Consider the following 2,484-nt stretch of genomic DNA (forward strand, 5'->3'; position numbering starts at 1 on the left):
TGGGCAGGCCCGGCCTGGCCATTGTCGAGTCCGACGAAGACGTGCTGCTCTACGACGTCGGCCACATTCCCGGCGCGGTCAAGGTCGACTGGCACACCGACCTCAACGACCCGCGAGTGCGCGACTACATCAACGGTGAGCAGTTCGCCGAGTTGATGAACCGCAAGGGCATCGCACGCGACGACACGGTGGTGATCTACGGCGACAAGAGCAACTGGTGGGCGGCCTATGCGCTGTGGGTGTTCACCCTCTTCGGCCACCCCGACGTGCGGCTGCTCAACGGCGGACGCGACCTGTGGCTGGCCGAGGGCCGCGAAACCACGCTTGAGGTGCCGAGCAAGACGTCGACCGGCTATCCGGTGGTCCAGCGCAACGACGGGCCGATCCGCGCGTTCAAAGACGACGTGCTCGCGTCGCTGGGTTCCCAGCCGCTGATCGACGTGCGCTCACCACAGGAGTACACCGGCGAACGCACGCACATGCCCGACTATCCCGAGGAAGGCGCATTGCGTGGCGGCCACATCCCCACCGCGATCCACATCCCTTGGGGCAGAGCAGCCGACGAGAGTGGACGGTTTCGCGGCCGCGACGAGCTGGAGAAGATCTACGGCTTTATCAAGCCCGACGACAAGACGATCGTCTATTGCCGCATCGGTGAGCGATCGAGCCACACGTGGTTCGTGCTGACACATCTGCTCGGCATCCCCGAGGTGTGCAACTACGACGGGTCGTGGACGGAGTGGGGCAACACCGTGCGCGTGCCGATCGTGGCCGGCGAAGATCCTGGAGAAGTACCGGTCCTATGAGCTTGCCCGCGCCGCTGGCTGAGGTGGTGTCCGACTTCGCCGAAGTCCAGGGCCAGAACAAGCTCAACCTGCTGCTGGAATTCGCTGACGATCTGCCGCCGCTGCCGCCCGAATTGGAAGAAGCGGCAATGGAACCGGTACCCGAGTGCCAGTCCCCGCTGTTTTTACACGTCGACGCCAGCGACCCGAACCGGGTCCGTCTGCATTTCAGCGCGCCCGCCGAAGCGCCTACGACGCGCGGCTTCGCCTCGATCCTGGCCAGCGGTCTCGACGAACAACCGGCGGCTGACATCCTGGCGGTGCCCGAGGATTTTTACGCCGAGCTCGGTCTGGCGGCGCTGATCAGCCCGCTGCGGCTGCGCGGGATGGCAGCGATGCTGGCCCGCATTAAGCGCCGCCTCCGCGAGTCGAATGGGGCAGTGGCTGATCCACCCCCTGCGCGCCGCTAAACTTCCCCCGACATACTTGTAAGAAATTTTCTTAGAGACGCCGAACATTTCCCTCAGACAGGAGGCGCAGTGCCTAGTCACGCCAGCTCGAAGATCGCCAAGGTACTCGTCGCCAATCGCGGTGAGATCGCTGTCCGGGTGATCCGCGCGGCGAAGGATGCCGGCCTGCCCAGCGTGGCGGTGTACGCCGAGCCTGACGCCGACGCACCGCACGTACGCCTAGCGGACGAGGCGTTTGCGCTTGGTGGTCAGACGTCGGCGGAGTCCTACCTGGACTTCGGCAAACTGCTCGACGCTGCCGCGAAGTCCGGCGCCAACGCGGTCCACCCCGGCTACGGGTTCCTGAGCGAAAACGCCGACTTCGCGCAGGCGGTCATCGACGCCGGCCTGATCTGGATCGGGCCCAGCCCGCAGTCGATCCGTGACCTCGGGGACAAGGTCACCGCCCGGCACATCGCCGCGCGGGCTCAGGCGCCGCTGGTGCCCGGCACCCCCGACCCGGTCAAGGACGCCGACGAGGTGGTCGCATTCGCCGAGGAGTACGGCGTGCCGATCGCGATCAAGGCCGCGTTCGGCGGCGGCGGCAAGGGCCTGAAGGTGGCCCGCACGATCGAGGAAATCCCGCACCTCTACGAGTCAGCGGTGCGCGAGGCCGTCGCCGCGTTCGGTCGCGGCGAGTGCTTTGTCGAGCGGTACCTCGACCGCCCACGGCACGTCGAGACGCAATGTCTCGCCGACATGCACGGCAACGTCGTGGTGATTTCCACGCGCGACTGCTCGTTGCAGCGACGTCACCAAAAGCTTGTCGAAGAAGCGCCGGCGCCGTTTCTCACGGCCGATCAAGAGGCGCAGCTGCGCACGGCGTCCAAGGAAATACTGCGCGCGGTGGGCTACGTCGGCGCGGGCACGTGCGAATTTCTGGTCGGCGGCGATGGCACCGTTTCGTTTCTCGAGGTGAACACACGGCTGCAAGTCGAGCACCCGGTGAGTGAAGAAATCACCGGCATCGACTTGGTACGCGAGCAGTTCCGCCTCGCGGAAGGTGAACCACTCGGCTACGACGATCCACCGATGCGCGGGCATGCGTTCGAGTTCCGCGTCAACGGAGAGGATGCCGCGCAAAGTTTCTTGCCGCACGGCGGCCGCGTCACCCGGTGGCGGATACCCGGTGGTCCTGGCGTTCGCGTCGATTCAGGTGTCGACGAGGGCAGTCAGGTGCCGCCGAATTT

The 2,484-nt window shown here is 65.9% G+C and carries 3 protein-coding genes; all 3 read left to right on the plus strand.

Features of this window, described 5'->3' with window-relative positions; genetic code table 11:
- The coding region (locus VFA16_RS05505; protein ID WP_324966846.1) for a sulfurtransferase at positions 1-806 on the plus strand (806 nt) is incomplete at its 5' end.
- Complete coding sequence (locus VFA16_RS05510; protein WP_324966847.1) at positions 803-1,255, plus strand: SufE family protein; 453 nt, start codon at positions 803-805, stop codon at positions 1,253-1,255. The genes VFA16_RS05505 and VFA16_RS05510, both read left to right, overlap by 4 nt.
- 69 nt (positions 1,256-1,324) lie before the next feature.
- The coding region (locus tag VFA16_RS05515; RefSeq protein WP_324966848.1) for an acetyl-CoA carboxylase biotin carboxylase subunit at positions 1,325-2,484 on the plus strand (1,160 nt) is incomplete at its 3' end.

The organism is Mycobacterium sp., from assembly GCF_035653355.1.
GTDB lineage: Bacteria > Actinomycetota > Actinomycetes > Mycobacteriales > Mycobacteriaceae > Mycobacterium.